We start from the raw sequence: 23,860 nt of genomic DNA, 5'->3' as shown, positions 1-23,860 counted from the left end.
CCTACGGGCGCGCTTTTCGGCGCGAATTGGCAACGCACGAATCGCGCAACCCATGTCTGGACGATGAGCATGACAACGTTTCGATTGCGCAAGCCCAGTGCGCTGCCTGGCTTCGGCTTGACGCTCGGCATCACGGTGGCTTACCTGAGCCTCGTGGTGCTCATTCCGCTTGCCGCCACCTTTCTCAAGACGGCGACACTCGACTGGAGCCAGTTCGTGCGCGCCGTGTGGTCGCCGCGCGTGATCGCGTCGTACCGGCTCACGTTCAGCGCCGCGCTCGGCGGGGCACTGATCAATGCGGTATTCGGCTTCCTGCTCGCGTGGGTGCTCGTGCGCTATACGTTCCCGTTCAAACGGGTGATCGATGCGCTCGTCGATCTGCCGTTCGCATTGCCCACTTCCGTGGCGGGCATTTCACTCGCCGCCGTGTATGCGGGCAACGGCTGGATCGGCCAGTTCCTGCAGCCGCTCGGTCTGAAGATCGCCTTCACGCCGCTCGGCGTGCTCGTGGCGCTGACCTTCATCGGCTTGCCGTTCGTCGTGCGCACGGTGCAGCCGGTGCTCGAGGACTTCGAGCGCGAACAGGAAGAGGCCGCCGCGTGCCTCGGCGCCTCGCGCTGGCTCACGTTCCGCCGGGTCGTGCTGCCCGCGGTGCTGCCGGCGCTCCTCACCGGCTTCGCGCTCGCGTTCGCGCGTGCGCTGGGCGAGTACGGCTCGGTCATCTTCATCGCCGGCAACGTGCCGATGAAGTCGGAGATCACGTCGCTGCTCATCATCACGAAGCTCGAGCAATATGACTATGCGGGCGCGACGGCACTCGCCGTAATGATGCTCTGCGTGTCGTTCGTCATGCTGTTCCTCATCAATTCGCTGCAGTGGTATTTGCAGCGCCGCACGAGCCGCGGCGTCTCGGGCGGCAGCACGCCGAATGCCGTGGTGGGCGCTACCGTCGCGGGAGGTGCGCAATGAGCACGCTGCCGCAACAACGCAGCACGCGCCGTCCCGACCCGGTCACCGAATCAGCGTGGGTGCGCTGGCTGCTGACTGGCATCGCGCTCGCGTTTCTCGCACTGTTTCTCGTGGTGCCGCTCGTCGCCGTGTTCTGGCAGGCGCTGTCGAAGGGCATTGGCTTTTACTTCACGTCGCTCGTCGATCCCGACGCGCTCGCCGCGATCAGGCTCACGCTCATCACGGCGGCGATCGCGGTGCCGTTGAATCTGGCGTTCGGCCTCGCGGCTTCGTGGGCGATCGCGAAGTTCGAGTTTCGCGGCAAGGCGCTGCTGACCACGCTGATCGACCTGCCGTTTTCGGTTTCGCCCGTGATTTCGGGGCTCATCTACGTGCTGCTGTTCGGTGCGCAGGGCTGGCTCGGGCCGTGGCTCGAAGACCACGACGTGCAGATCATCTTCGCGGTGCCGGGCATCGTGCTCGCCACGATCTTCGTGACGTTCCCGTTCGTCGCGCGCGAGCTGATTCCGCTGATGCAGGCGCAGGGCAACGACGAGGAAGAGGCCGCCCACGTGCTGGGCGCCTCGGGCTGGCAGATGTTCCGCCGCGTGACGCTGCCCAATATCCGCTGGGGCCTGCTGTACGGCGTGATTCTCTGCAATGCGCGCGCGATGGGCGAGTTCGGCGCGGTTTCGGTGGTGTCGGGCCATATTCGCGGCCAGACCGACACGATGCCGCTGCACGTCGAGATCCTTTACAACGAGTACAACTTCGCGGCGGCGTTTGCCGTGGCATCGCTGCTCGCGTTGCTCGCGCTCGTCACGCTCGGCCTGAAGCTGCTCGCGGAGCGCCGCCTTTCGTCGGAACTGCGCGGCGCGGACGAGATTCCCGCCTACGCCGGCCCGCAACCCGTGGCCGCGCAACACGTCTCACAACACGCAGCGCCTCGCGCCGTGCGCCAACCGATTCAAGCAGGGGAGCAGTAAACATGGGCATCACCGTCAGCAATCTGCATAAGCGCTTCGGCGACTTCACCGCCCTCGACAACGTCTCGCTCGACTTTCCGCCGGGCGAACTGGTTGCACTGCTCGGACCTTCGGGTTGTGGCAAGACCACGCTCCTGCGCGTGATCGCGGGCCTCGAATACGCCGACGCGGGCCAGGTCGTGCTGCAAGGCCTGGACGTGGGCGAGGTGGGCGCGCGCGAGCGTCAGGTGGGCTTCGTGTTCCAGCATTACGCACTGTTTCGCCACATGACGGTGTTCGAGAACGTGGCCTTCGGCCTGCGCGTGAAGCCGCGCAGCGAGCGGCCCTCGGAGGCCGTGATTCGCGAAAAGGTGCATGAGCTGCTCAAGCTCGTGCAGCTCGACTGGCTCGCGCAGCGCTATCCGTCCGAGCTGTCGGGCGGCCAGCGTCAGCGCATCGCGCTGGCGCGCGCGCTCGCCGTCGAGCCGAAGGTGCTGCTGCTCGACGAACCGTTCGGCGCGCTCGACGCCAAGGTGCGCAAGGAGTTGCGCTCGTGGCTGCGGCGCCTGCACGACGACCTGCACATCTCGACGATCTTCGTTACGCACGACCAGGAGGAGGCGCTCGAGGTGGCCGATCGCATCGTCGTGATGAATCATGGCCACGTGGAGCAAGTGGGCAGCCCGCAGGACGTCTATGATCATCCGCAGACGTCCTTCGTGTACGAATTCCTCGGCGCCGCGAACCGGCTGCGCGGCAGCGTCGATGCACGCGGTTTCGTCGCCGAGGGCGCGGCGCAGCCGATCTCCGTGCACGCGGGCTTCGAAGGGCCCGCGCTCGCCTATGTGCGGCCGCACGACCTCGTGCTGCACCGCGAAGCGAGCGATCATCGCGACGGCATCGTGGTCGACGTGCGCCGCGTGGTGACGCTGGGCGGCTCGGTGCGCGTGGAGCTGGAAAGCCGCACGGGCGGCGCGCTCGAAGCCGAGCTCGACCGCGAATTGTGGCGCGCGCTGGGGCTTTCGGTGGGCGAGGGCGTGACGGCGGTGCCGCGCGGGCTGCGCGTATTTCCGGCGCAATGAGCGTTACAGTGCTCACATCGACAAAAACGAATAATCGGTCAGCAGTCCCGGAGAGAAGACCATGAATTTTCAGCAGTTGCGCTTCGTGCGCGAAGCCGTGCGGCAGAACATGAACCTGACCGAAGTCGCGAACGTGCTGTATACGTCGCAATCGGGCGTCTCCAAGCAGATCAAGGATCTCGAAGACGAACTCGGCGTGGACATTTTCATTCGCCGCGGCAAGCGTCTGACCGGCCTCACGGAGCCGGGCAAGGCCGTGCATCAGCTGATCGAGCGCATGCTGCTCGACGCCGAGAACCTGCGCCGCGTCGCGCGCCAGTTCGCCGACCAGGACAGCGGCCACCTCGTGGTCGCGACGACGCACACGCAGGCGCGTTACGCGCTGCCGAAGGTCGTGCACCAGTTCCGCGAAGTGTTTCCGAAGGTCCACCTCGCGCTGCGCCAGGGCAATCCGCAGCAGATCGCGCAGATGATCATCAACGGCGAGGCCGACCTCGGCATCTCGACCGAGGCGCTCGACCGCTTCCCCGATATCGTCACGTTCCCGTGCTACTCGTGGCATCACGTGGTGGTCGTGCCGAAGACGCATCCGCTCGTGGGCCGCGAAAATCTCACGCTCGAAGACGTGGCCGAGTATCCGGTCATCACCTACGACCAGGACTTCACGGGCCGCTCGCATATCGACCAGGCGTTCGCGAAGGCGAGCGTGGTGCCCGACGTGGTGCTGACCGCCATCGACGCGGACGTGATCAAGACCTACGTCGAACTCGGCATGGGCGTGGGCATCGTCGCGGCGATGGCCTACGACCCGAAGCGCGACAGCGAACTCGTCGCGCTCGACACGGAGCATCTCTTCGACGCGAGCACGACCCGCGTGGGCCTGCGCAAGGGCGCGTTCCTGCGCCAGTACGCGTACCGGCTCATCGAAATGTTCGCGCCGCAGCTGACCGAGCAGCAGATCGCGAGCCAGCTGCGCGAGGCAACCTGAAAAGCGCGCTGATTTTCTCGGCGGGCGGCGGATCGCTTAAAATCGCCGCCATGAATACTTCCACTTCCTCTTCCGCGGCAGCGCCCAGCACGCTGCCGCGCATCGCCGTGCTCGCCACCGGCGGCACGATTGCGGGCTCCGCCGCGGACGCCGCGAACACCGCGGGCTACCAGGCCGGCGTGATCGGCGTCGCGCAACTGCTCGCAGCGGTGCCGGGCCTCGACGCCATCGCGCAGATCCATGCCGAGCAGATCGCGAGCATCGACAGCAAGGACATGTCGCTTGCGCTGTGGACCACGCTCGCGCAGCGCGTGAACGAACTGCTCGCCAGCGACGACGTCGACGGCGTGGTGATCACGCACGGCACCGATACGCTCGAAGAAACCGCGTACCTGCTGCATCTCACGGTGAAGAGCGCGAAGCCATGTATTTTGACGGCGGCCATGCGGCCCGCCACGGCGCTTTCCGCCGACGGCCCGCTCAACCTGCTCAATGCCGTCACGCTCGCGGCGAGCGAGGCCGCGGCCGGGCAGGGCGTGCTGGTGGCGTTCAATAACCGCATTCATTGCGCGCGCGACGTCGCGAAGGTCAGCACCTACGCGGTGGATGCCTTCCAGTCGCCGGAAATCGGCGCGCTGGGCTGGGTGCAGGATGGCCGCGTGGAATTCCAGCGCCGCGCGCTGCGCCCGCATACGGTCGATGCGCCGTTTGCGGCGTCGGCGCAATGGCCGCAGGTCGAGATCGTGACGAGCTACGCGGGCGTGTCGCGCGCGGCGGTCGAAGCGCTCGTCGCCGCCGGTGTGGATGGGTTCGTCGTGGCCGGCACCGGCAACGGCTCGATTCACGGCGCGTTGCAGCAGTCGCTGGCCGAAGCGGCCGCCAAGGGCGTGGCCGTCGTGCGTGCCTCGCGCGTCGGCTCGGGTCACGTGATGCACAACGGCGCGGCCAAGGACGATACGCTCGGCTTCGTCTCGTCGGGCACGCTCAGCCCGTACAAGGCGCGTGTGCTGCTGCTGCTCGCGCTGGCAGCGGGCACGACCGACAAGGCGGGACTGCAGGACGTGTTCGACACGTACTGAGGCTGGCCGCGCACAAGGAGAAACGGGCCTGGCGGATCGCTCCGCCAGGCCCGTTGCGTTTCTTGCCGTGCGTGCGTGGCGCCGCGCTTACTGCAGCGGCGGAATCACGAGCACCTGACCCGGATAGATCTTGTCCGGGCTCTTGAGCATCGGCGTGTTCGCCTCGAAGATCGCGTCGTTCTTCGCGCCGCTGCCGTAGTACTTTTCGGCGATCTTCCAGAGGTTGTCGCCGGCAACGACCGTGTGGTGCTGCGCTTCGGGCGCGGGGTTCGTGACGGTCATCTGGTCGTCGACCTTGTCGACGTTCTGCACGTTGCCGGCCGCGACGAGGATCTTCTCCTTCGTCGGCTGGTCGGCGGCGTTGCCGGTGACCGTCACCGTGTGCGAGACGCCGTCGTAGGTCACGCCGAGGTTGTCGGCGTCGAGGCCCTGCGAGCGGATATAGGCCGCGATCGCGTCGCCGGCCTTCTGGTTCAGTTCGGCGAGATTCGCTGCGGGGTCTGCTGGTGCGGCGGCGGGTTCCGCGGCGGCGGCCGGCGCTGCAGCCGTGCCGAACAGTTTTTCGCCTGCTTCCTTGATGAAATTGATAATGCCCATCGATCACACTCCTCACGTGCTGGAAATGACTGGGTGGTCACGCGTCGTGTCCACCTTGACCCGTCTGCGTGACAGCCGGATGAAAGCACAATTCTAGAAACGCGGCCGCGAAGGCGTCCATCGGGGCAGCGTCAAAGAGTGTGAAATCGGGGAGAGAAAAGAGAGGGCAAAGAAAAACGGGCATCCGACACGCGGACACCCGATGACGACGTCTGACCGACCAAGGCTTCCCCGTCGTCACCGGGCGCCGCTTTCGGACCCCACTGGCCGCCCTCAGCCCAGAGCGGCACCGATTTGCCTCGCGGCGGTTGCCGCCGCCGCGAAGCGCCCCACGGGAGGCTCGTGCGCTTCAGTCGTTGCGCGCGAGCCGGTATGCGTGATCCGGTTCTGCGGGCGGTCCGCGCGTTGCGTCGCGCAAACCGCCGTCCTGCTGCCTGCTACGGCTAAAACTCAAGCCGCCTTCACTTGCGTTTGCGGCTCGGCGATCTCGAAGTTCGCCATGATTTCGAGCGCGCGGATCATGGCCGAGTGGTCCCATGCCTTGCCGCCGTTCGCGGCGCACACGCTGAAGAGCTGCTGCGCGCTCGCCGTATGCGGCAGCGCGATGCCCAGCTTGCGCGCGCCGTCGATCGCGAGGTTCAGGTCCTTCTGGTGCAGCTCGATGCGGAAGCCCGGATTGAACGTGCGCCTGGTCATGCGCTCGCCGTGCACTTCGAGAATGCGCGACGAAGCGAAGCCGCCCATCAGGGCCTTGCGCACGCGCTCGGGGTCCGCGCCCGAACGTGCCGCGAACAGCAGCGCTTCGGCCACGGCTTCGATGTTCAGCGCGACGATGATCTGGTTCGCCACCTTGCAGGTCTGGCCCGCGCCGTTGTCGCCGATGAGCGAAATGTTCTTGCCCATCAGATCGAACAGCGGCTTGGCAAGATCGAACGACTTCTGCGGTCCGCCCACCATGATCGTCAGCGTGGCTTCGCGTGCGCCGACTTCGCCGCCCGAGACCGGCGCGTCGAGATAGTCGCAGCCGAGCGCGTTGATCTGTTTGGCGAACTGCTGCGTTTCGAGCGGAGAGATCGAGCTCATGTCGATCACGAGCTTGCCGGCCGAGAGACCCTTGGCGACGCCGTCGTCGGCGAACAGGACGTTGGCGACATCAGGCGTGTCCGGCACCATCACGATGACGATGTCCGACACCTTCGCGACAGCCGTCGAATCGGCGACGACTTCGGTTTGCGTGCGCAGGTCGTCGGGTACCGGATACTTGCCGTTCACGGCGAGCGTGTGGCCACCCTTGATGAGGTTGCGCGCCATGTGCGCGCCCATGATGCCGAGTCCGATAAAGCCAATCTTTGCCATCTTGTGTCTCCGTGAAAGCGAATGCGTGAATGTGCGTAGGGGCTCAGGCGAGTTCGGCGGTGCGCTGCTTCGCGCTGCGCAGCCAGCCGAGGCCCTCGACGGTCGTCGTGCGCGGCTTGTACTCGCAGCCGATGTGGCCTTCGTAGCCGAGCGAGTCGAGCAGATCGAACAGGAACGGGTAGTTGATTTCGCCCGTGCCGGGTTCGTTGCGGCCAGGATTGTCGGCGAGCTGGACGTGGGCGATCTTCGCGAAGTGCTTCTTGATCGTCGCGGCGAGTTCGCCTTCCATGCGCTGCATGTGATAGATGTCGTACTGCAGGAACAGGTTGTCCGAGCCGGTCTTTTCGATCACGTCGAGCGCTTCGGCCGAGCGGTTCAGCGCGAAGCCGGGAATGTCGTATGAGTTGCACGGCTCGACCAGCAGGCGGATGCCTTCGCGTTTGAGCTCACCCGCGGCGTAGCGCAGGTTCTCGACGATGGTGGCGAGCGCCGTGTCGCGATCGACGCCGGCCGTCGGAATGCCGACGAGGCAGTTCAGTTGCGGCACCTTCAGCGCCTTCGCATAGTCGATCGCGCGGCCCACGCCTTCCTGGAACTCGCCGCGGCGCTCGGGCAGGCAGGCAATGCCGCGCTCGCCCGCTTCCCAGTTGCCGGCGGGCAGGTTGTGGAGGACGAGCTTGAGCCCGTTGACCTCGAGGCGCTCGGCCAGCTCGGCGGCCTTGTACGGATACGGGAACAGGAACTCCACGGCGTCGAAGCCCGCTTGTGCGGCCGCTGCGAAGCGGTCGAGGAAGGGCACTTCGTTGAACAGCATGGTGAGGTTCGCGGCGAATTTTGGCATGGTGCTGGGTCTCGCTGGTCGGTCAGTAAAGGAAGTCAGGCAGCGCGCCGATGCCTTGCGCGCTGCCCGTGATGCGGGCTCGAAAGCGCTCAGTCGAGGGCATTCATCGCGCTGATGGCAGTCGGCGCGTGCTCGGGCTTTTCGGCCAGTTCCTCGAACTCATTGATCGCGTCGATCTCGGTGCCCATCGAGATGTTGGTCACACGCTCGAGAATCACTTCGACGACGACCGGCACGCTGTGCTCGGCGGCGAGCGCCTGGGCCTGCTTGAGCGCCGGGGCGATCTCTTCGGGCTTGAACACGCGCAGGGCCTTGCAGCCGAGGCCTTCGGCGACCGTCACGTGATCGACGCCATAGCCGTTCACTTCAGGCGCGTTGATATTCTCGAACGCGAGCTGCACGCAGAAGTCCATGTCGAACGCGCGCTGCGCCTGGCGGATCAGGCCGAGATACGAGTTGTTCACGACCACGTGCACGTACGGCAGCTTGAACTGCGCGCCCACGGCCAGCTCTTCGACCATGAACTGGAAGTCGTAGTCGCCCGAGAGCGCCACGATGGGACGCGTCGGATCGGCTGCGCGCACGCCGAGTGCCGCGGGAATCGTCCAGCCGAGCGGGCCCGCCTGGCCGCAGTTGATCCAGTTGCGCGCCTTGTACACGTGCAGGAACTGTGCGCCGGCGATCTGCGACAGGCCGATGGTGCTCACGTAGCAGGTGTCGCGGCCGAACGCCTTGTTCATCTCTTCGTACACGCGTTGCGGCTTGATCGGCGTGTTCTCGAAGTGCGTCTTGCGAAGCATCGTGCGCTTGCGTTGCTGGCAGTCGGCCACCCACGCGCTGCGGTCCTTCAGCTTGCCCGCGGCCTTCCATTCCCTGGCGATTTCGACGAACAGTTCGAGCGCGGCCTTCGCGTCCGAGACGATGCCGAGATCGGGGCCGAACACGCGGCCGATCTGCGTGGGTTCGATATCGACGTGCACGAACTTGCGGCCCTTCGTGTACACCTCGACGCTGCCCGTGTGGCGGTTCGCCCAGCGGTTGCCGATGCCGAGCACGAAGTCGGAGGCGAGCATCGTGGCGTTGCCGTAGCGGTGCGAGGTCTGCAGGCCGACCATGCCGGCCATGAGCGGATGGTCGTCGGCAATCGCGCCCCACGACATGAGCGTCGGGATCACGGGCACGCCCACGGTTTCGGCGAACTGCACGAGCAGGTCTTCGGCGGCTGCGTTGAGCACGCCGCCGCCCGAGACGATCAGCGGCTTGTCGCTGGCGTTGAGCATCTCGAGCGCGGCTTCGATCTGCTTGCGCGTCGCTTTCGGCTTGTAGACCGGCAGCGGCTCGTACGTGTCGATGTCGAATTCGATTTCGGCGAGCTGCACGTCGATCGGCAGATCGACCAGCACCGGACCCGGACGGCCCGAGCGCATCAGATGGAACGCCTGCTGGAACACGCGCGGCACGAGCGCCGGCTCGCGCACGGTCACGGCCCACTTGGTGACGGGCTTGGCGATCGACTCGATGTCGACGGCCTGGAAGTCTTCCTTGTAGAGGCGGGCGCGCGGCGCCTGGCCCGTGATCGCGAGGATCGGGATCGAATCGGCCTGGGCCGAGTAGAGGCCCGTGATCATGTCGGTGCCCGCGGGGCCCGAGGTGCCGATACACACGCCGATGTTGCCCGGCGTGGCGCGCGTATAGCCTTCGGCCATGTGCGAGGCGCCTTCGACGTGGCGGGCCAGCACGTGCGTGATGCCGCCGGCCTTTTTCATCGCCGAATAGAACGGATTGATGGCTGCGCCCGGCACGCCGAAAGCGGTGTCGATGCCTTCTTTTTCGAGCACCAGAACAGCGGCGTCGACGGCTCTCATTTTGGCCATGATTGTCTCCTGAATGTCTCGTATGCGAGGAATGGCGATGCGTTGAGGCCCACTTTAGGGGCGCAGGAAAGGTTTGATAAGATCAGTCCAGGTCGTTTATTCCGAAACAAAAAGTATGGAATTCCGGCGGGATGCGGCTTCCGGCTGGATGGAGACAAGCAATGGACCGCTTCAAGCAGATCGAAACCTTCGTGCGCGTCGCGGACGCGGGCAGCCTCGCGGCGGCGGCGCTCGAGGAAGGCGTCTCGCCGGTGATCCTCGGGCGTCGTATCGACGCGCTGGAAAAGCGCCTCGGCGTGAAGCTCATCTACCGTTCCACGCGGCGGCTCGTGGTGAGCGAGGAGGGCGCGGCCTTTCTCGAACGCTGCCGCGGGCTGCTCGCCGACTGGGACCAGGCCGAAAACGAGCTGTCCGCCGGGCGCCAGGTGGTGAGCGGCCATCTGATCGTCTCGGCGCCGGCGGCGTTCGGGCGCAAGCACGTGGCGCCGCTCGCCCCCGAGTTTCTCGCCGACAAGCCCGAACTGCAGGTGTCGTTCAATCTCACCGACCGTGTGGTCGATCTGGTGCGCGAGGGCTACGACCTGTCGATTCGCATCGGCGGCGCGGTGGACCCGAACTTCGTTGCTGTGAAGCTCGCCACCAACCGGCGCGTCGTGTGCGGCACGCCCGAATATTTCCGCAAGCACGGGCGGCCGAAAGCGCTCGAAGACCTGCCGAACCACAATTGCCTGGCGTTCAACCTGCAGGGCGGCCAGAACCGCGGCTGGTACTTCAGCCGCGGCGGCAAGCTCGTCACCGTGCGCGTGGGCGGCACGCTCGACTGTAACGACGGCGAGCTGCTGCACCGCTGGGTGACCGAGAGCCTCGGCCTCGGCTGGCGTTCGACCTGGGAGATCGACGCCCAGCTCGCGCGCGGCGAACTCGAAACGGTGCTCGACGAATACGCGCTGCCCGATTACGACATCCTCGCGGTGTATCCGCAGCAGCGCTACGTGCCGGCGCGCGTGCGCTACTTCATCGACTACCTCAAGGAGGTCTACGCGCGGCCGGGGTATTGGGCCGGCGCGTAATCGCGCGCTTCGCATTTATTTTTCGTTTTCGTGCGCACGGAGCGGGAATAAACTGGCCCGAGCTTCGGTAGTGCCTTTATGCGGCCACGGTCGCGCAAGCCAAACGAAGACGCGAGGGGACGACGTGGGAGAAACCGCGTACGAGCAGGATGAGGCCGCACGCAGCCGCCGCTTTCAGGCGCTGGCGCTGCCGCATCTCGATGCGGCCTACAACCTCGCGCGCTGGCTCTCGCGTAACCCGGGCGACGCGGAAGACATCGTTCAGGAGGCGTTTCTGCGGGCGTTCCGCTTCTTTGACGCGTTTCGCGGCGATGAAGCCCGCCCCTGGCTCCTCGCGATCGTACGGCGCGTCTGGTACGACGAATGGCGGCGGCGCGCGGGCGCGGAAGAAGTGGCGCCGTTCGACGAGTTGCGCGACGACGCGCCGCTCGAAGGCTGGGAAACGGGCGGCGTCGATCCCGAGACGCTCGCGATCCGCGCCGAAGACACCCGTTATGTGCAGGATGCGCTCAGGCGCCTGCCGGTGGAGTATCGGGAAGTACTGGTGCTGCGCGAGCTGGAGGAGCTGGGTTATCGCGAGATCGCGGCGATCGCCGATCTGCCGCTCGGCACCGTGATGTCGCGGCTCGCGCGTGGCCGCAGACGGTTGGCGACGCTACTGGCGGCGTACCACGGCGGCGAGCGCAACAGGGCAGTGGCGGGTAGTGCAGTCGATGAGACTGCCGACGATTCAGTTGTCCGCGCCCATGGCTGCGCGGACGACAGGGCAGGAGTCGGGGGAAGCAGTCAAGCCAGGAGACCATCCGGCCGGGGGAGCGGCGGTCGGTTCCGCGAGGAGCCGGCCGCCGACGGCGGAGCGCCGTTGCGCTCTCGCTCTCAAACCGAAGGCCCGAACGACGGAGGCGCCCGATGAACTGTAACGAAGCGCGCCCGCTGGTCGACGCGAGCGTCGACCGCGAACTCTCCGCCGCCGACGAATGGCGAGTACGCGAGCACCTCGCGGGCTGCGAGCAGTGCCGCCGTGTCGCCGACGATGCGCAGGCCATCTCTCGAATGATCCGCTCCGCGCCATACCATCGCGCACCGGCTGGGCTGGCTGCGCGCATCGTCGCGGCATTGCCGGCGACCGAAACGGTTGCGGCGCCTGAAAGGGCAACACCTTCGCCAACCCCCGCGCGCGACTCGGGCGGCTGGCGCGCCTGGCTGCGCAACTGGTGGCCGGGAAGCGGCGGCGGGGCGCGTGGCATCGCGGGCGGTCGTGGCTGGGGCGCTGCGTCCGCCAACGCGGGGCCGCACGCGGCCACGCTCGCGTGGTTCGGCTGCGCGGTGTTGATCCTTTGTGCGCTGGCGGTGATCGCCACGCTGCATCTGCGCCGCCCGGCCGCTGAGACGGCCTTCGTCGACGATCTCGTGTCGAGCCACGTGCGGGCCCAGATTTCGGGCCGCGATATCGACGTGATCTCGACGGACCGCCATACCGTGAAGCCATGGTTCAACGGCCGCATCGACTACGCGCCGCCGGTCTTCGATCTCGCGCAACAGGGCTTTGCGCTCGCGGGCGGACGTCTCGATTATGTGGGGCGCGAACGCGTCGCCGTGCTCGTCTATCACCATGGCAAGCACGTGATCGATGTCTATGTGTTCCCGCCGGGCGCGAGCGGACCGGCCGTCTCGGGCGCCCCGCCGCAGAGTTCGAGCGAAGGCTACGCACTCCTGCGCTGGCAGGCGGCGGGCATGACCTGGTGGGCCGTGTCGGACGCCGGGGCGGACGCGCTCGACGGCCTGCGCGCGGCGCTCGACGCCCGTCTCGCGGGCGGCGCGAGCGAGGCGGCCGGCAGCTAGGCCTGCGCGCCACACGGGCGCGGTGGGACGCTTTCAGTACGCGTCCCGCCGCGCAAGTCATTGAAAACACGCCCGATTCATCGCCCGAACGCACGATCTGTCTTGCGTGCGTAGCCCATCCGCGCTAGAATCTTCGGCTTCTCACTTGCCGCACCGGTTCCGACGCCCGGGTGGCTTTAATCCACAAGGAGTGATACATGCGTCATTACGAAATCGTCTTTATCGTGCACCCGGATCAGAGCGAGCAAGTGCCCGCCATGATCGAGCGCTACAAGGGCACGATCACCTCGCACGGTGGCCAGATCCACCGCATCGAAGACTGGGGCCGTCGTCAACTGGCCTACATGATCGAGAAACTCGCGAAGGCTCACTACGTCTGCATGAACATCGAATGCGACCAGACCACGCTCGACGAACTGGAACACGCGTTCAAGTTCAACGACGCTGTTCTGCGTCACCTCATCGTCAAGATGAAGAAGGCCGAAACCGGCCCGTCGCCGATGATGAAGGAAGTGCAGCGCGAAGAAGCCAAGAAGGCGGCTGCCCAGCCGACCGAAGCGCAGGCTTAAGTACGTAAGCCATCAGGATTCGAGCAAAGTCATAGCCAACCCCGCGTGAACAGGCTTCAACTTACCGCTAGCGTCGTCGAACGCGAACCGGTGCGGTATACCCCCGCCGGCGTTCCGATCGCAAGCGTCACGTTGCAGCACCGCACGGAGGTCGTCGAAGCCGGCATTCCCCGCTTCGTCGAACTCACGATGCCCGCGGTGGCGGCCGGCAAAGCCTGCGGTCTCGTAGAAAGCTGTGAGATGGGCGTGGAAGCGCTCTTCACCGGTTTTCTGGCGAAAAAGCACCGCAATGCGCGAACCCTGGTGTTTCACATCACCGAAATGCAAGGCACAGGAAAGGACTAATCATGCCCCGCCCGACTGGTAAGAAATTCGACAAGCGTCGTCAGCAACAAAACCCGCTCTTCAAGCGCAAGAAGTTCTGCCGCTTCACGGCTGCAGGCGTCGAGCAGATCGACTACAAGGACCTCGATACGCTGAAGGACTTCATCGGCGAAAACGGCAAGATCACGCCGGCTCGTCTGACGGGTACGAAGGCCCACTATCAGCGTCAGCTGGACACGGCTATCAAGCGCGCGCGTTTCCTCGCGCTGATGCCGTACACCGACCAGCACAAGGCCTAATAAGACGACGCGATAAGGAGCAATAGAATGCAGATCATTCTTCTGGAAAAAGTCGTCAACCTGGGTAACCTCGGCGACATCGTCAAGGTGAAGGACGGTTACGCACGTAACTTCCTGATCCCGAACAAGAAGGCACGCCGTGCTACGAAGGACGCAATCGCTGAATTCGAAGTCCGCCGCGCAGAACTCGAAAAGGTCGCCGCTGAAAAGCTGGCAGCAGCTCAAGCCGAAGGCGAAAAGCTGAACGGCCTGACCGTGCAGATCGGCCAGAAGGCCGGCGTGGACGGCCGCCTGTTCGGTTCGGTCACGAACGCGGACATCGCCGTTGCGCTCACGAAGCAAGGCTTCGCAGTGGAAAAGGCGCAAGTGCGTCTGCCGGAAGGCCCGCTGAAGATGGTGGGCGACCACCCGGTGCAGGTTGCGCTGCACACCGACGTCGTCGTCGACGTCACGGTGTCGGTGCTGGGCGAGCACGCCTAAGTACCCACGTGCGGCCCTCGCGGGCCGCGCGGTTTGACGCAAGACTCAGGAAGGGCAGGAGCCGCAGGGCTTCTGCCTTTTTTGTTGTGCGCTGTCTGGACGCTACGCTCGTTGCAAGTTTTCAAGCTTGTTCGAGGCACCCCCTTGTCCGATAATTGCCCTCCATGAACGCTCCGAAAGATCCCCAACTCGACTCGCTGAAAGTCCCGCCGCATTCGATCGAAGCCGAGCAATCGGTGCTCGGCGGCCTGCTGCTGGATAACGGCGCATGGGACCGGATTGCCGACTTCCTCTCGCAAAGCGACTTCTATCGCTACGACCACCGCATCATCTTCGAGCACATTGGCCGGCTGATCGCCGCCACGCGCCCGGCCGACGTGGTGACGGTGTACGAGGCGCTCGGCACCTCGGGCAAAGCGGATGACGTGGGCGGCCTCGCGTACCTGAACGCGCTCGCGCAGAACACGCCGAGCGCCGCGAACATTCGCCGCTACGCGGAAATCGTGCGTGACCGCGCGGTGCTGCGCCGCCTCGTTTCCGTCGCCGACGAAATTTCTGCCGACGCCTTCAACCCGCAGGGCAAGGAAGTGCGCCAGCTGCTCGACGAGGCGGAGTCGAAGGTGTTCTCGATCGCCGAAGACGGCGCGCGCGGCACCCAGGGCTTTCTCGAGATCGGGCCGCTACTCACGCAGGTCGTGGAGCGCATCGACACGCTCTATCACACGGCCAACCCGAGCGACGTGACGGGCACGCCTACGGGCTTCATGGACCTCGACCGCATGACGTCGGGCATGCACGGCGGCGAGCTGATCATCGTGGCCGGGCGCCCCTCGATGGGTAAGACCGCGTTCTCGATGAACATCGGCGAGTACGTGGCCGTGGAGTACGGTCTGCCGGTGGCGGTGTTCTCGATGGAAATGCCGGGCACGCAGCTCATCATGCGTATGCTCGGGTCGGTGGGCCGTCTGGATCAGCATCGCATGCGTACGGGCCGCCTCACCGACGAAGATTGGCCGAAGCTCACGCACGCCGTGCAGAAAATGAGCGAGGCGCAGATCTTCATCGACGAAACGGGCGGCCTGAACCCGATGGAATTGCGCTCGCGCGCGCGGCGCCTGTCGCGCCAGTGCGGCAAGCTCGGGCTCATCATCATCGACTACCTGCAGCTGATGAGCGGCTCGGGCACGGGCGAGAACCGCGCGACCGAAATCTCGGAAATTTCGCGCTCGCTCAAGAGCCTGGCGAAGGAACTCGACGTGCCGGTGATCGCGCTCTCGCAGCTGAACCGCGGTCTGGAGCAGCGCCCGAACAAGCGGCCGGTGATGTCGGACCTGCGCGAATCGGGCGCAATCGAGCAGGACGCGGACGTCATCCTGTTCATCTATCGCGACGAAGTCTACAACCCCGACAGTCCCGACAAGGGCACGGCCGAAATCATCATCGGCAAGCAGCGTAACGGTCCGATCGGACCCGTTCGCCTCACGTTCCACGGCCAATACACAAAGTTCGATAATTTTGCCGGGGCACAGACCTTCTACGGCGAATAACGCAAAGCGTTGCGCGGCTTGCGCCATAGTGGCGCAAATGCCGCGTTGGCGGCTGCCGATCCATGCGGCAGCTCTCGCCTGACGATACAATATTGCCGTTTTATGACAGCCATCTCTGTCGCTTATTTTGCCGCCTGATTGCCGCGAAGTGACCGCGAAGTCACCGCTTCGTGACGGCAATCCGAGACCAATTTCCGGGATACCAATGTTCGGTCGATTCATGCCCACCGAGGGCAAGTTCTTCGAGATTTTCAATGCGCATGCGAAATGCATCGTTTCCGCGAGCCGCGAACTCGAACTCCTGATCGATAACCTCGCCGACGCCGAGGTCCACAAGCAGAATGTGCAGGCCTCCGAAAAGGCCGCCGACAAGCTCACGCACGAGGCGATCGACCTGCTGCACAAGACCTTCATCACGCCGCTCGACCGCGACGAGATCCACAAGCTGATCACGACGATGGACGACTGCCTCGACCTCATGGAGGACGTCGCCACCGCCATTTCGCTCTACGACGTGCAAGCCGTGACCGCCGAGGCGAGCCAGCTCGCGCACGTGGTGACGGCCACGGCCGAGCGCATGCAGCTGGCGGTGGGCCTGCTCGCCGACATGAAGCAGGCGCGCGAGATCCTGCAGGCCTGCGAAGACATCGACCGCCTCGAATCCGACGCCGACCGCTTGCTGCGCGCGGCCATTTCGAAGCTCTTCCGCGAGGAAGACGACGTCAAGAACCTGATCAAGCTGAAGGCCATCTACGAACTGCTCGAAGCGATCACGGACAAGTGCGAGGATGTCGCGAACATCATCGAAGGCATCGTGCTAGAGAACGCCTGAGCGCCCTGCGATGCAATCGATACAACTCGCTCTCTGGGCGGTCGCGACGCTGGTCGCCATCGCTCTCGTCTTCGACTTCATGAACGGTTTTCACGACGCGGCGAATTCCATCGCCACGGTCGTGTCCACGGGTGTTCTGAAGCCGCAGCAGGCGGTGGCCTTCGCCGCCATGTTCAACGTGATCGCCTATTTCGTGTTCCACCTGAAGGTGGCGCAGACGGTAGGCAAGGGCACCATCGACCCCGATATCGTCGACCACTACGTGGTGTTCGGGGCGCTGATGGGCGCGATCGGCTGGAACGTGCTCACCTGGTACTACGGCATTCCGTCGAGTTCGTCGCACGCGCTGATCGGCGGTCTCGTGGGTGCGGCGCTCGCGAAGTCGGGCTGGGCCTCGCTCAACTTCGACGGCCTGATGAAGACCGTGGCGTTCATCTTCATCTCGCCGCTGCTCGGTTTCGTGCTGGGTTCGTTCTTCATGCTCACGGTGTCGTGGCTGTACTTCCGCACGCCGCCCAGCAAGGTCGACCGGCGCTTCCGGCGCCTGCAGCTGCTTTCCGCGAGCCTCTATAGCCTCGGCCACGGCGGCAACGACGCGCAGAAGACCATCGGCATCATCTGGATGCTGCTGATCGCAACGGGCTACTCGGCGATCGGCTCGGACGCGCCGCCCATCTGGGTGATCGGCGGCTGCTATCTGTCGATGGGGCTCGGCACGTTGTTCGGCGGCTGGCGCATCGTGCGCACGATGGGGCAGAAGATCACCAGGCTCAAACCGGTGGGCGGTTTCTGCGCAGAGGCGGGCGGGGCGCTCACGCTCTTCACGGCTTCGTCGCTGGGCATTCCCGTTTCGACCACGCACACGATCACCGGCGCAATTGTCGGCGTTGGCGCGACGCAAAAGCTCAGCGCGGTCCGCTGGGGCGTGGCGGGCAACATCGTCTGGGCCTGGGTGCTGACCATACCGGCCTCGGCCACGCTGGCCGCGGCCGCGTGGTGGCTCGGTCACCGCTTCATGTAAAACCTGCGGCGCCTTCGGGCGCCGCAGTGCTTTTAAGGCCTCGCCCGCACGCTGGCGGGCGCTTCAGATTTAGATCAGCGGCGTGCTCGCCCCATCCATTGGAATGAGCGCGCCGGTGACGTAGCTCGCGCGGCGGCTCGCGAGGAAGAGCGCGACATCGGCAATTTCCTCCGGCTTTGCATAGCGCCCGAGCGGCACCTTCGATTCGCCGCTCGCCAAGGCCTCTTGCGCGCCGACGCCCGCGCGTTGCGCCTCCAGCTGAACGGCCTCCTGCAGCCGCTCCGTGAGCGTGGCGCCGGGATTGATCGCGTTGATGCGGATGCCGTAGCGCGCGTGATAGTGCGCGAGGCCCACGGTCGCGAGCATCAGCGCCGCGTTGGCCGCGCCGCCCGCGATATGGATGTCGCTCGCGAACTTGCCGCCCATGCCGATGATATTGACGATCGCCCCGGGCTCCATGCTCTCGCCCGACTTGATCCGCTGCACCATGCGGCGCAGCACTTCCTGCTGCGGGTAGATGTAGGGGAAATATTTCGCCTCCATCGTGGCCCTGAACGCGTCTGCATCGAGCGTTTCCGGGTCGTAGCGGCGTGCCGCGCCCGCGCTGTTGACGAGGATATCGATGGGGCCGACCGCGGTGGAGACTTCCTCGACCACGTCGGCGGCGCTATGCGCTTCGTGCAGGTCCGCGCGCGTGAGGTGCACGTGCAGGCCTTCGCTCGCCAACTGCTCGCGGGCGCGCGCGAGATTGGCGGGGTCGCGCGAGACGATCGCCACGCGGGCGCCTTCCTGCGCAAAGGCGCGCGCGCAGGCAAGGCCAATGCCCTTGCTGCCGCCCGTCACGAGTACCACCTTCTTGCTGAGTCCAAGATCCATCGTCGCCTCGCTGCGCGAAAGTATGAAAAACGGTCCCAAAACGATAGCAGAGGCGCGGGGCGCCGCAAACCGCTGGAAGCATGCTTAGCCGTCCGGCCAGGAGCCACGTGCTGCTCGGCGACGCGGCGGCGCCGCTTGCTTCAGTCGCCGCCGTTGGCAAAGCGCGCGATGGGGTCGTCGCTGGACTGGGTCGGGGCGGGCGCGGTTGAGCCGGCTGTCGAGGCGCGCATGATCTGCGCGCCACCCGCGGCCGGCGACGCCGCCTGGATCGGTGCCGAGCCCACCTGGCCGGCCTGGCGCGCCGCTGCGCTTGCCGTGGGCGGCGGGGGCTCGAAGGCGTCGGCGGCGGCGTCGATGGCGTCGCGCGGGGCGCTGGCGGCGGGGCTGGCAGCGGGGGTAGCAGCGAACGCAGGCGTGTTGTTGCCGGGCGCAACCGCGGGTGCGAGCGCGCCCGCGTCGCGTGCCTGCGTTTGCGCCGCGCCGAGCGAGGCAGGCGGCGGTTCGAACGCGTCAGCCGGGGCGGGGGCGGCCGGGGATGCCGTCGGCGTGGTGGCCGGCGTTGCCGCATAGACCGGCTGCGGTGCCGCGACGATGCGGTTCTGGCTTGCGGCCACGGCTCGCGGCGCGGGTTGCGCCGCCGCAGCCGGCGCGACGCTGGCCATTGCGGCAGCCGGTGGCGCGGCGTTCGCACCAGGCACGCGTTCAGGCGGCGCAGACGCTTCCCAGGTCGGCGTCTCGAACGGCGTGCGTTTGGGCGGCGCCATGCGGCGGATGCCGTCGAAGCGCCTGGCCCAGTAGGGGTTGGTCAGGTAGTCGAGACGCACCGTGCCGCCCGTCGAAGGCGCGTTGACGAAGCGCAGGTTGCCGACGTAGATCCCGACGTGCGAATGCGGCCGCCCCGTCGTATTGAAGAACACGAGGTCGCCGGCGGCAATCTCGTCAGGCTCGATCGTTTCGCCGCGCATACTCATGTCGGCCGTGGTGCGGGGCAAGTCCACCGAGGCCGAGCGTGCAAGCACGTATTTGACGAGACCGCTGCAATCGAAGCCGCTATCGGGCGTATTGCCGCCCCAGCGATACGGAATGCCGACGAGGCCCATCGCCTGGATCGAGATTTCCTCGCGGCCCACGCTGTGATCGACGAAATTGGGAAAGCCCGGCGGCTTGGTGCGCCACGCGTTTTCGCTGGAAGAGGAGCCGCTGCGCGATACCTTTTGCGGCGCGCTGGAGCACGCGGCAAGCAGGACTGCGATCAGAAGCGGAAGCCAGAGTCGACGCATGAAACGGAGGTGGCGCACGCAACGCGTGCGCCATCGGGAAAACGGGTCATGGGCGGATGGTAGCCCGCCCGTCACGGCTTCCGCAACAATTCTTCACAACTTACTTGAAGTTCGTGCGCCAACTGTTGTGCCTGGGGGACGCCCGGGCAATAAAAAAGGACCGTATCCGGTGCCCCGGATACGGTCCTCGCCATCTGCACGGCGCCCGCGAAAGGCGGCGCCCGGCGAATGGATTACAGGATATCGGACGCGTAGTCGGCAAGCCGCGAGCGTTCGCCGCGTGCGAGCGTCACGTGGCCGCTGTGCGCCCAGCCCTTGAAGCGGTCCACCACGTAGGTGAGGCCGGAGCTGCCTTCGGTCAGATACGGCGTGTCGATCTGCGCGATGTTGCCGAGACACACGATCTTCGTGCCCGGACCCGCGCGCGTGACGAGCGTCTTCATCTGCTTCGGCGTCAAGTTCTGCGCCTCGTCGATGATCAGATACTTGTCCACGAACGTACGGCCGCGCATGAAGTTCATGCTCTTGACCTTCAGGCGCGAGCGAATCAGTTCCTGGGTCGCGGCGCGGCCCCATTCGCCGGCGGCGTCATCGGTCTTCTGGAGCACTTCGAGGTTGTCGTCGAAGGCGCCCATCCACGGCTGCATCTTTTCCTCTTCGGTGCCCGGCAGGAAGCCGATGTCCTCGCCGACCGGCACGGTCGCGCGCGTGACGATGATCTCGTTGTAGCGCTTCTCGTCGAGCACCTGCGCGAGGCCCGCCGCGAGTGCGACGAGCGTCTTGCCCGTGCCGGCCTGGCCGAGCAGCGTGACGAAGTCGATCTCCGGGTTCATCAGCAGGTTCAGCGCGAAGTTCTGCTCGCGGTTGCGCGCCGTGATGCCCCACACGTTGTTCTTGTGGTGGCCATAGTCGCGCAGCGTCTGCAGGAGCGCCGTCTTGCCGTTGAGTTCGCGCACGATCGCATGGAACGCCGGTTCGCCGTTCTGCGGCTCGAGATAGACGAACTCGTTCACGAGCATCGACAGGCACTCGGGACCCGTCACGCGGTAATACGTCGTGCCGGTCTTGGTGTCCTGCCAGGACTCCATGCCCTTGGCGTGCTTCGACCAGAAGTCCTGCTGGAGCGCGCGCACGCCCGAGTAGAGCAGGTCCTTGTCTTCGAGAACCTGGTCGTTGAAGTAGTCTTCCGCGGGCAGGCCGAGCGCATGGGCCTTGATGCGCATGTTGATGTCTTTCGACACCAGCACGACGAGGCGGTCCGGCCGGTCGCGCTGCAGCGCGCGCACCACGCCGAGGATCTGGTTATCGGCCTTGCCCTGGGGCAGGCCGTCGACCGGATCGATATGCGTGAGCGTGGTCTGGAAGTACAGGCGTCCAAGCGCCTCGCGGCTGCCGAGGCGGCCGAGCGAAATGCCTTCCGAGATCGGGCCCGCATTGGCGACCAGCTGGTCGAGCGTGCGGCTCACCTGGCGCGCGTTGCGCGCCACTTCCGACATGCCCTTCTTGTGGTTGTCGAGTTCTTCCAACGTCATCATCGGCAGATAGACGTCGTGTTCCTCGAAACGGAACAGGCAGGTCGGGTCGTGCATCAGCACGTTCGTGTCGAGCACGAAGAGCTTCTGGACTTCGGTGCTCTCTTCGGGATGCACGCGTTTTTTCGCGCCGGCGCGCGCGGCGGGCGCAGCAGCGCCGCCGGAGGCTTTGGCCGAGGCGGGTTTGCCGCCGCGCGCCACGGGCGTGTCGTCAGCTTCGATGCGTGCCTCGAGAGGCTGCAGCAGCGCGGCCGCGACTTGCTTGCTGTTGTTGCGCTTGCTGCGCGCGGGCGCCGGTGCGACCGGTTCGAGCGCGGCCAGTTCGGCGCTGGCGCTCGAAAGCGGCACCGTGCGCAAGGTGGTCGCGGCGTTGGCGGCCTGCGTCATCGGCTCGGCGACACTGCCGGGGCCGTATTCTGCAACGTCGGCCGCGTCGTTCTCGCTCGCGGCCTTGCGTGTGCTGCGCGTCGTGCGGGCACGCGCCTTGTATTCTTCGGGCGGCAGCAGGTTGCCGAGCTTGCTGGGGGGAGTAGGCAAAGGCATGGTGTCCCTCGAAAAAATCGGGTCGAGTGGTCGCGGGGTTACCCAGTAAGGCGCGCTTTCGGGCGGTGCGTGCGGGTGCCGGGTAGGCCTCCGCCGTTACTGCGCAAGGTGCGCGCTCAGGTCAGAAAATGCCGGTTCGCCTGGTTTTCGATCAGCTCCTTGACGTTTGCGCGCGCCGGGTCGCAAAGCCGGCACGAACGGGGAGAAAAGCGGGAGAGAACAGCATCGAACAAACAAAAAAGCCGCCGCCCCGGATGACGAGGCAAGCGGCTTCACTTCGGTGTTGTCCCGTTGCCTCGGATACGCACTTCCGGTCATTCCATGACCGGCTGCGAAACCGCCGCAACGCGACGTAAAAAGGGTTGGACAGGCACTCATTGCAGCCCAATATAACGCTCCTCAAAGCGCTTGTACAGCCTCCAGAACTTCCTCGACATGGCCCGGGACCTTGATGCCGCGCCACTCCTGGCGCAGCACGCCGGTTGCGTCGATCAGGAAGGTCGAGCGTTCGATCCCTCGTACCTCTTTGCCATACATTTTCTTCAATTTGATGACGTCGAAGAGCGTGCACAGCGCTTCGTCGGCATCCGATACCAAGGTAAACGGCAGTTCGAGCTTGGCCTTGAAGTTATCGTGCGAGCGCACGCTGTCGCGCGACACGCCCACGATCTGCGCGCCGGCCTTCTTGAACTTCGGAGAGAGGTCGCGGAACTGCAGGCCTTCGGTCGTGCAGCCCGGCGTGTTGTCTTTCGGATAGAAGTACAGCACCACCTTGCTGCCCTTCAGGTTCGACAGCGTGAAGTCGCCGCCGGTAGCGGGGGCGGTGAAGTCGGGAACGGGGTGGTCGACTGCGATGGTCACGTCAGGCACGTGGCTCTCCCTTTGTTATTGGCTGGCGTTGCCGCAGCGCGCGGCGCCGGTTCGCCGGGACGGCGTGCCGCCCGCGGCGGGGGTGTTGCGCGGGCGTGGGTCCTGGCAGGCACTGAGCGGCGCGCGGGCGGCGGATTCAGTCGGGCTGAACGATCAGCTGGCCGGAGCGGCCGGCGATCTCGCCCCAGGTGACAGGGTACGATGGCAGCGAATCCGGGTCCAGCGTCGCATGGTAGTCGCCCATCGTGGCAAACGTGTGGCCTTGCGCGCGCCAGCCGGCGAGCAGCTGCTCGAACACCGGGGCGAGCTTCTGGCCTTCGAGTTCGGCGTGCAGCGTGAAGACCTGGTCGTGCGGATTGTTTTCGGTGCGCTTGAGCATCCAGGCGGCGACCGTATCGGTATCAACGCCATCCACGCCGAGCACCTCGTCGAGCGTGGGCAGCGTGGTGGGCATCTGCACGTGGTTCAGCGTGCGGCCCGCCACCACCGGACGGTAGGGCGAATGACCGCGCCCGTCGGAGGCGTAGCGCATGCCCCACGTGTCGATCTGCTCGAAGGCGGCCTCGTTCATCTGCCAGCCCGCCGCGCCGTGCGTGACGGGCGGCGTGCCGAAGATGCGCGTGAAGCGGTCGTGGCTCTTCTGCATCTGGCGCGCAGTCCACTGCGCGTCGCGCTTGCGCACGTTGTCCTGCCAGTACACGTGATCCCACGTATGGATGCCGCACTCGAAGCCGGCTTCGTGAATCGCGCGCATTTCCGCCGCGGCTTCCACGCCGATGTCGGGGCCCGGCAGCAGCACGCCGTACATCAGCTGCTTGACGCCGTAGTGCTCGACCACCGAGGTGCGCGAGACCTTCTTGAGAAAGCCCGGCCGCAATACGCGGCGCAGCGCCCAGCCCGTGTGATCGGGGCCGAGGCTGAACAGGAACGTGGCGCGTGCCTTGTAGCGGTCGAAGATGCGCGCGAGATTCGGCACGCCTTCGCGCGTGCCGCGCAGCGTGTCGACGTCGATTTTCAGGACGATGCGAGCCAAGAGGCGAGGACC

At 65.8% G+C, this 23,860-nt stretch carries 24 protein-coding genes; 15 read left to right on the top strand and 9 right to left on the bottom strand.

The window, feature by feature from the left end:
* Positions 1 to 69 precede the first annotated feature (69 nt).
* The 5 genes from cysT (at position 70) to AB4Y35_RS14290 (ending at position 5,062) form a co-directional block, all read left to right on the top strand.
* The gene (gene cysT / locus AB4Y35_RS14310) at positions 70 to 969 is read left to right on the top strand and encodes a sulfate ABC transporter permease subunit CysT (RefSeq protein WP_368704845.1); all 900 of its coding nucleotides are present in this window, start codon (positions 70 to 72) and stop codon (positions 967 to 969) included.
* Entirely contained in the window at positions 966 to 1,934 is a 969-nt protein-coding gene (gene cysW / locus AB4Y35_RS14305) for a sulfate ABC transporter permease subunit CysW (RefSeq protein WP_368704844.1), read from the top strand. The genes cysT and cysW overlap by 4 nt, the downstream gene beginning before the upstream one ends.
* Before the next feature lie 2 nt (positions 1,935 to 1,936).
* On the top strand, positions 1,937 to 2,995 hold the full coding sequence (locus AB4Y35_RS14300; RefSeq protein WP_368704843.1) for a sulfate/molybdate ABC transporter ATP-binding protein: 1,059 nt from the start codon (positions 1,937 to 1,939) through the stop codon (positions 2,993 to 2,995).
* Positions 2,996 to 3,056: 61 nt separating this feature from the next.
* Positions 3,057 to 3,983, top strand: a complete 927-nt coding sequence (locus AB4Y35_RS14295) for a CysB family HTH-type transcriptional regulator (RefSeq protein ID WP_266228933.1) — start codon at positions 3,057 to 3,059, stop codon at positions 3,981 to 3,983.
* Positions 3,984 to 4,033: 50 nt separating this feature from the next.
* A complete protein-coding gene (locus AB4Y35_RS14290) occupies positions 4,034 to 5,062 on the top strand; it encodes an asparaginase (RefSeq protein WP_368704842.1) in 1,029 nt (342 codons plus the stop codon).
* 87 nt (positions 5,063 to 5,149) lie between these two features.
* On the opposite strand, the gene lysM is transcribed toward AB4Y35_RS14290, so the two are convergent.
* The 4 genes from lysM to gcl all read right to left on the bottom strand — a co-directional run bounded on the left by lysM (position 5,150) and on the right by gcl (position 9,730).
* Complete coding sequence (gene lysM, locus AB4Y35_RS14285) at positions 5,150 to 5,659, bottom strand: peptidoglycan-binding protein LysM (RefSeq protein ID WP_069267544.1); 510 nt, start codon at positions 5,657 to 5,659, stop codon at positions 5,150 to 5,152.
* Positions 5,660 to 6,109: 450 nt separating this feature from the next.
* Positions 6,110 to 7,015: a 2-hydroxy-3-oxopropionate reductase gene (locus tag AB4Y35_RS14280; RefSeq protein WP_368704841.1), complete on the bottom strand. Its 906-nt coding sequence runs from the start codon at positions 7,013 to 7,015 to the stop codon at positions 6,110 to 6,112.
* Positions 7,016 to 7,058: 43 nt separating this feature from the next.
* Complete coding sequence (hyi, locus tag AB4Y35_RS14275) at positions 7,059 to 7,856, bottom strand: hydroxypyruvate isomerase (protein ID WP_368704840.1); 798 nt, start codon at positions 7,854 to 7,856, stop codon at positions 7,059 to 7,061.
* Positions 7,857 to 7,945: 89 nt separating this feature from the next.
* Complete coding sequence (gene gcl / locus AB4Y35_RS14270) at positions 7,946 to 9,730, bottom strand: glyoxylate carboligase (protein WP_368704839.1); 1,785 nt, start codon at positions 9,728 to 9,730, stop codon at positions 7,946 to 7,948.
* Positions 9,731 to 9,891: 161 nt separating this feature from the next.
* Between gcl and AB4Y35_RS14265 the strand changes: the two genes are divergently transcribed.
* The 10 genes from AB4Y35_RS14265 to AB4Y35_RS14220 all read left to right on the top strand — a co-directional run bounded on the left by AB4Y35_RS14265 (position 9,892) and on the right by AB4Y35_RS14220 (position 17,714).
* Complete coding sequence (locus tag AB4Y35_RS14265; protein ID WP_368704838.1) at positions 9,892 to 10,800, top strand: LysR family transcriptional regulator; 909 nt, start codon at positions 9,892 to 9,894, stop codon at positions 10,798 to 10,800.
* A gap of 124 nt (positions 10,801 to 10,924) precedes the next feature.
* Positions 10,925 to 11,713, top strand: coding sequence for an RNA polymerase sigma factor (locus AB4Y35_RS14260; RefSeq protein ID WP_368704837.1), 789 nt, complete (start codon positions 10,925 to 10,927; stop codon positions 11,711 to 11,713).
* Positions 11,710 to 12,642 carry an anti-sigma factor gene (locus AB4Y35_RS14255; protein ID WP_368704836.1) on the top strand — a complete coding sequence of 311 codons (933 nt, stop codon included), beginning with the start codon at positions 11,710 to 11,712 and terminating at the stop codon, positions 12,640 to 12,642. Before AB4Y35_RS14260 ends, AB4Y35_RS14255 begins: the two co-directional genes overlap by 4 nt.
* A gap of 197 nt (positions 12,643 to 12,839) precedes the next feature.
* The gene (gene rpsF, locus AB4Y35_RS14250) at positions 12,840 to 13,211 is read left to right on the top strand and encodes a 30S ribosomal protein S6 (protein ID WP_028204897.1); all 372 of its coding nucleotides are present in this window, start codon (positions 12,840 to 12,842) and stop codon (positions 13,209 to 13,211) included.
* Positions 13,212 to 13,256: 45 nt separating this feature from the next.
* Positions 13,257 to 13,556, top strand: coding sequence for a primosomal replication protein N (gene priB / locus AB4Y35_RS14245; protein ID WP_028204898.1), 300 nt, complete (start codon positions 13,257 to 13,259; stop codon positions 13,554 to 13,556).
* A gap of 2 nt (positions 13,557 to 13,558) precedes the next feature.
* The gene (gene rpsR / locus AB4Y35_RS14240) at positions 13,559 to 13,834 is read left to right on the top strand and encodes a 30S ribosomal protein S18 (protein ID WP_110384466.1); all 276 of its coding nucleotides are present in this window, start codon (positions 13,559 to 13,561) and stop codon (positions 13,832 to 13,834) included.
* Positions 13,835 to 13,861: 27 nt separating this feature from the next.
* Entirely contained in the window at positions 13,862 to 14,314 is a 453-nt protein-coding gene (gene rplI / locus AB4Y35_RS14235; protein ID WP_254314096.1) for a 50S ribosomal protein L9, read from the top strand.
* Between the two features lie 164 nt (positions 14,315 to 14,478).
* Positions 14,479 to 15,861 (top strand): replicative DNA helicase, encoded by a 1,383-nt coding sequence (locus tag AB4Y35_RS14230; RefSeq protein WP_069267537.1) that lies wholly within the window; start codon positions 14,479 to 14,481, stop codon positions 15,859 to 15,861.
* A gap of 205 nt (positions 15,862 to 16,066) precedes the next feature.
* Entirely contained in the window at positions 16,067 to 16,693 is a 627-nt protein-coding gene (locus AB4Y35_RS14225; protein WP_368704835.1) for a DUF47 domain-containing protein, read from the top strand.
* A 10-nt stretch (positions 16,694 to 16,703) separates the two neighbouring features.
* Entirely contained in the window at positions 16,704 to 17,714 is a 1,011-nt protein-coding gene (locus AB4Y35_RS14220) for an anion permease (protein WP_368704834.1), read from the top strand.
* Between the two features lie 69 nt (positions 17,715 to 17,783).
* Here the strand turns inward: AB4Y35_RS14220 and AB4Y35_RS14215 are convergent, their stop codons facing one another.
* The 5 genes from AB4Y35_RS14215 to AB4Y35_RS14195 all read right to left on the bottom strand — a co-directional run bounded on the left by AB4Y35_RS14215 (position 17,784) and on the right by AB4Y35_RS14195 (position 23,848).
* Positions 17,784 to 18,590: an SDR family oxidoreductase gene (locus AB4Y35_RS14215; RefSeq protein WP_368704833.1), complete on the bottom strand. Its 807-nt coding sequence runs from the start codon at positions 18,588 to 18,590 to the stop codon at positions 17,784 to 17,786.
* A gap of 140 nt (positions 18,591 to 18,730) precedes the next feature.
* Positions 18,731 to 19,870: a C40 family peptidase gene (locus AB4Y35_RS14210; protein WP_368704832.1), complete on the bottom strand. Its 1,140-nt coding sequence runs from the start codon at positions 19,868 to 19,870 to the stop codon at positions 18,731 to 18,733.
* A gap of 233 nt (positions 19,871 to 20,103) precedes the next feature.
* Positions 20,104 to 21,945 carry a PhoH family protein gene (locus AB4Y35_RS14205; protein ID WP_368700930.1) on the bottom strand — a complete coding sequence of 614 codons (1,842 nt, stop codon included), beginning with the start codon at positions 21,943 to 21,945 and terminating at the stop codon, positions 20,104 to 20,106.
* 399 nt (positions 21,946 to 22,344) lie between these two features.
* Positions 22,345 to 22,806: a peroxiredoxin gene (locus tag AB4Y35_RS14200; protein WP_368705406.1), complete on the bottom strand. Its 462-nt coding sequence runs from the start codon at positions 22,804 to 22,806 to the stop codon at positions 22,345 to 22,347.
* Between the two features lie 145 nt (positions 22,807 to 22,951).
* The gene (locus AB4Y35_RS14195) at positions 22,952 to 23,848 is read right to left on the bottom strand and encodes a polysaccharide deacetylase family protein (RefSeq protein WP_028204907.1); all 897 of its coding nucleotides are present in this window, start codon (positions 23,846 to 23,848) and stop codon (positions 22,952 to 22,954) included.
* Between the last annotated feature and the right edge of the window lie 12 nt (positions 23,849 to 23,860).

Origin of the sequence: Paraburkholderia sp. EG286A, from assembly GCF_040965375.1 — a bacterium.
Classification (GTDB): Bacteria; Pseudomonadota; Gammaproteobacteria; order Burkholderiales; family Burkholderiaceae; genus Paraburkholderia.
This window is presented reverse-complemented; position numbering and strand designations above follow the sequence as displayed.